The organism is Legionella sp. km772, from assembly GCF_003989735.1.
Lineage (GTDB): Bacteria > Pseudomonadota > Gammaproteobacteria > Legionellales > Legionellaceae > Legionella.
This window is the reverse complement of sequence record NZ_RZGQ01000198.1, coordinates 1-4,622: the sequence shown is the minus strand read 5'-3', so window position 1 is coordinate 4,622 and position 4,622 is coordinate 1. Positions and strand designations below refer to the sequence as shown.

Sequence of the window (4,622 nt, the reverse complement as noted above, 5' to 3'; positions counted from 1 at the left end):
AACTCATTTAAATCACTTTGCTATTAAGTACAAATTGATTCTTAGAGCGAACCAGATTGCTTGGCAGGAGCTTAAAAATATGGCAGCTTAAAATTGACCGTGCGTAACATGAGTTAATAAGCTTAGGTAGGCGAGCAAAGTGCAATGGAGTTGCGATGAAAAAAATACTAAAAAATAATGGTATCGCTTTTCTAATCGGTTTTATTTTTGTAGGCCTCCTTGCTTGGCTCTACATTTCCAGCAATAGCACTACCACCGCCTTGGTCAATACGATTAACAACGCCGTGTATGACCACCTTCTGCGCGCCAACCTCGATAAACTTCCGCCAATCAAACAAAATAATATTGCCATTGTTGCGATTGACGATCAAAGCATTGCTGAGCAAGGACGCTGGCCATGGTCAAGGGAAAAAATGGCCTCTCTCGTAAATAAACTCCACCAAATGCAGGCTGCGGTGGTTGCATTTGATATTATCTTTTCAGAACCTGAACGAAATATTATGACTCAAGCCTTAAGTAGCTTAGATAAAACACCGGCAGCCAGCGACGGTAGCTTGCATACCTCACTAAAGCAGTTAGTACCCTATTTTAATTTTGATGAAGCCTTTGCCAAATCGCTAAGCCAAGGAGATTTTGTTTTAGGGATGGTTTTAGATGCTCAAAATGACAGTACGTCTGGATCTTTACCCGCACCGCTGTTAACCCTATCGCAGGAACAAGCAAATTCCTTAGCTATCCCAACCATGAATGGTTATTTAGGTAATATAGCGGTGCTGCAAAATGCAGCCCACCAAGCGGGCTTTCTTAATGCTGCTCCCGATGATGATGGTACCTTAAGACAAACTAATTTAATCATGAATTACCATAATAACATTTATCCCTCCCTGGCGCTTGAGGCAACGCGCTTATATTTATTAAGTGATCAAATACAGTTAGTGACTGCTAATTATGGAAGGACTTCTGTTTTAGAAGGGCTTCAATTAGATCAAACCCTTATACCTACGGATGAAACAGGCAGTATTCTAATTCCCTTCCGAGTTGGCGCTTACGCCTACCCCTACATCTCTGCGAGTGATATTTTAGAGAATAGAGTTAAAGAAAAAGATATTGCCAGTAAAATTATTTTTATTGGCGCTACAGCGACTGGGTTAGGAGATTTAAAACCGAGCTCTATTGCGAATAATTACCCTGGAGTAGAAGTACATGCATCCATTGCATCGGCGATTTTAGATAACTATTTTCCCGCGAAACCAGTATGGGGTCGAGGACTTGAATTTGTGCTTATTATCGGGCTGGGGGTTATTGGCGCCCTTTTATTTCCCTTTCTGAATGCATTTATTTTGTCAATAATTGCCTTATTAAGTATTCTCGGATGGCTTTTCACCACCACCTGGCTGTGGACCACCCATCATCTCGTTTTAACCCTATTATTTCCCCTCATTGCCGTTTTATTTTTAGCCTTTATGAATATGGTCAATAGCTATCTATCGGCCAGTAAACAAAGAAAAGAAATTAAATCTGTTTTTGGGCAATATGTGCCTCAACAACATATCGATACCATTTTAAAATCATCCAATGAAAGCTTGCTAGAAGGAGAAAGTAAAGAACTAACAGTATTATTTTCCGATATTCGTGGTTTTACCACCATGTCTGAAAAATTAACCGCAGTGCAATTAAAAGCACAATTAAATGAATACTTAAGCGCCATGACTGCGGTAATTTTTGCGCTTGGCGGCACCATCGATAAATACGTTGGCGATATGATTATGGCCTTTTGGAACGCACCGATTTCAGATCACCAACACGCTAAAAAAACCATCTTAGCCGGGCTAGAAATGCAAAGAACCCTCCAAGAGGTAAATAAAATATTTTTAGAAAAAAACTTGCCCGATATTCATATTGGCATTGGTATTAATACAGGAATGATTAATGTGGGCGATATGGGTTCTCGATATCGCCGGGCCTACACGGCCATTGGTGATTCTGTAAACCTAGCTTCAAGACTTGAAGGGATGTGTCGACCTTATGAGGTTGATATTCTGGTTGGAGAAGATACCTATAAAGAAACTAAAGACGATTTCTTATTCCTTTATGTTGATAAAGTTAAAGTGAAAGGGAAAACTCAAGGCGTTGATATTTATTTACCTCTTGGATTAGCCACTGAAGTCAGCCCAGAACAAATAGAAGAAGTTAATGCCCATGCCATAGCGGTACAACATTATTTCAATCAAGAATGGGAAATAGCCGAATCCTTATTTACCACCCTACATACCAAGTATCCTAACCGCTACTTATATGAGGTTTACCTTGACCGGGTTAAAACTTATAAAGAGAATCCTCCGGGAGAAAACTGGGATGGCGCTTATGTTGCACTGACTAAATAATTTAGCGCAACGATGCTGCCTTGCGTCAGCCTTACACATTAAGGAAAATACGGGACTAAATATCAAATTCTTGCCCTTTTTTTACGAATCCAGGGAAACCTGATTTTTTAGGATCGATTCCCTTAATGCAATTATAATGATACAACCACATTTTTTCTTTTATAGAGGCAGGTAAAGTTGCAAGCTCGGACAAATGGGCATGCACCGGACTACGATGTTCTCCAGTATCGCAATCATGGAATATTAAGTCAGCTTGCAAAAAATAAGGCTCATACAAGCTGGGTTCAAACTGCGTATCGGTGGTAATAAAAATTTTTGTTTTAGAGGTAGCAAAATATAAACCATAGCTAGGAGTAAGCTCAGTACCATTAGAAACATGCACTGTTTTTACTAATTCGAACTCTATTCCTTCCCAAGTGAAACGCTCTTGTTGAAGCGGCATTACCTCATAAAAATCCGTTAAACGCGCGGGGCGATCCCCCTCAATGGATTGCAAGCCTCCAGACAAGACATTATCCCATAAACGTTGTTGTAAAGAGGGATGAATATAAAGTTGCGGTTTACGCGCCGGCTTATCAAAACGATTAGTGAAGGCCAACCATTCTAAACCACCAGCATGATCAGCATGTAAATGACTGATGTAGACACTACTTATATCACGATGAGTTAAGCCAACCGCGGCTAAGGAGTGGCGCCCATCAGAACCACAATCAATTAGTAAATTTCTTCCACTAGGGCTTTTAATAATCATATTAGACTGAAAATTTTCAGTAATAGGAGTAAACGCTGCACCTGTCCCTAGAAATTGCAATTTCACCTTAAGTCCTTTTTCTATGCTCTTAGCAAAGCCAAGAGCTATACAGATTCGTTAATGTAATTATAGAGCATCTTACACTGAGCGGGTCAACGCTGGTGCTGCAGATGCAGGAGCCGATGTTTGTGCCAGCCCGGTAATATTAGCCAACAAGGCAAAAGTCTGTTTTGAATCACTATCAGAATCTTTAATATAATACCAACGGCCACGATATGGAATAGCTAAATAAGCGTCTTTAGGTTGCGAATCACTGTAATAAATTTTCATCATTCCCCGCAAAACCTGCTGCCAATCAAACACCCTACCATCTTTATAAACTGTTTGTACCATAACTTGGCGTTTAATATCTTCAGGTGGCTCTTGCACCCCTTTAGATAAATAATGAAAGACGCCGATTACTGAGCGGGTCACGACATAAACCTTATGAGGACCAGGATAGTTACTAAAGACGATTTGATTTTGATAGATTTCTATTCCAGCTTTACGCAAAATGGTCCGCTCTTTAGGCGTTAGCCTATAATGCTTATCAATGACTAAGGTTAAATTTTCCACATCGCCTTGCTTAGAATAAAAACCGGTGATGGCATCAGCCAACTGCATTCTTCGCAATACATAAGTCATATCAATAAAGGTTTGATATTGTGGGACATGCGAGGAGGTCGAACGAGCAGCACTTGGCGCATTAAAGGCCTTTCCAACCTGTTGGAAACCTACGCGCAGAACGCGCGGAATACTCCACGCTGATTGTAAAAGCAAACTAACATCATATAAGTCCAATCGACTTAAAAAGGATTGGAAAAAGGCCTGATCATCGAGCGGTGTATAACTTACGATGGGGTTATCTGAATAGTTAAGATTAGCTGAGGGTGACAAACCGCCATTTGCTTTTCCTGGGACTGGAAAAGTCACCGAACTACCTAAAGTAAGACCATCAGAAATGCTCGCACTTCCAGAAATACTACTTACCTTTAGTGCCATGAGATTCTCATCATAACGTAAACGCACTATATTCAATAGTAACTCTTGATTTGAACTATAGTTCATCGCTTTATTATAGTTGTAGCGATCTTTGGGTAAAATTTGCGGCCCTACTGAACTACATCCTACAGCCATTAATACTGCTAAAGGCAGACAATATTTTATTTTTTTGATCCCGAAAAAAATCATTATTACCATCCAATTTAAACTAATAGCTACACTGTCTTATTTATTTTTATAAAACAATCATCTGCCTCTAGACATCATAAAGAGCTATGATAGTCTAAGTTTAATTTAAATTAAATAACACATATTCATGGGCTTAACCCAGGGCCACCTCATGAAAAAAATCTAGCTTAAATCGGTAAATAATGAGAGGCTAGCTTCATTTAAATGGATATAGGAATGAAGCTGGAAGAAGGATTTTTAGATTTTTTTATTTCACT

General features: G+C 39.5%; 4 protein-coding genes. 1 reads left to right on the top strand and 3 read right to left on the bottom strand.

Annotated elements, in window-relative coordinates; all coding sequences use genetic code 11:
• Positions 1-7 precede the first annotated feature (7 nt).
• On the bottom strand, positions 8-145 hold the full coding sequence (locus ELY15_RS16250) for a hypothetical protein (RefSeq protein WP_158617499.1): 138 nt from the start codon (positions 143-145) through the stop codon (positions 8-10).
• Between the two features lie 10 nt (positions 146-155).
• Here ELY15_RS16250 and ELY15_RS13580 point away from each other — a divergent pair, with 10 nt between their 5' ends.
• Complete coding sequence (locus tag ELY15_RS13580; RefSeq protein WP_127100940.1) at positions 156-2,384, top strand: CHASE2 domain-containing protein; 2,229 nt, start codon at positions 156-158, stop codon at positions 2,382-2,384.
• A 55-nt stretch (positions 2,385-2,439) separates the two neighbouring features.
• Here ELY15_RS13580 and ELY15_RS13575 read toward each other — a convergent pair whose 3' ends face one another.
• Together ELY15_RS13575 and ELY15_RS13570 are read right to left on the bottom strand one after the other, a co-directional pair.
• Positions 2,440-3,201, bottom strand: coding sequence for an MBL fold metallo-hydrolase (locus ELY15_RS13575; protein ID WP_233586767.1), 762 nt, complete (start codon positions 3,199-3,201; stop codon positions 2,440-2,442).
• Between the two features lie 72 nt (positions 3,202-3,273).
• The gene (locus ELY15_RS13570) at positions 3,274-4,311 is read right to left on the bottom strand and encodes a hypothetical protein (RefSeq protein WP_127100938.1); all 1,038 of its coding nucleotides are present in this window, start codon (positions 4,309-4,311) and stop codon (positions 3,274-3,276) included.
• Between the last annotated feature and the right edge of the window lie 311 nt (positions 4,312-4,622).

Bases quoted from the DNA above. Each gene is read 5' to 3' on its own strand.
- ELY15_RS13580 (WP_127100940.1), top strand. From the start codon at position 156: ATGAAAAAAATACTAAAAAATAATGGTATCGCTTTTCTAATCGGTTTT.
- ELY15_RS13570 (WP_127100938.1), bottom strand. From the start codon at position 4,311: ATGGCTGTAGGATGTAGTTCAGTAGGGCCGCAAATTTTACCCAAAGAT.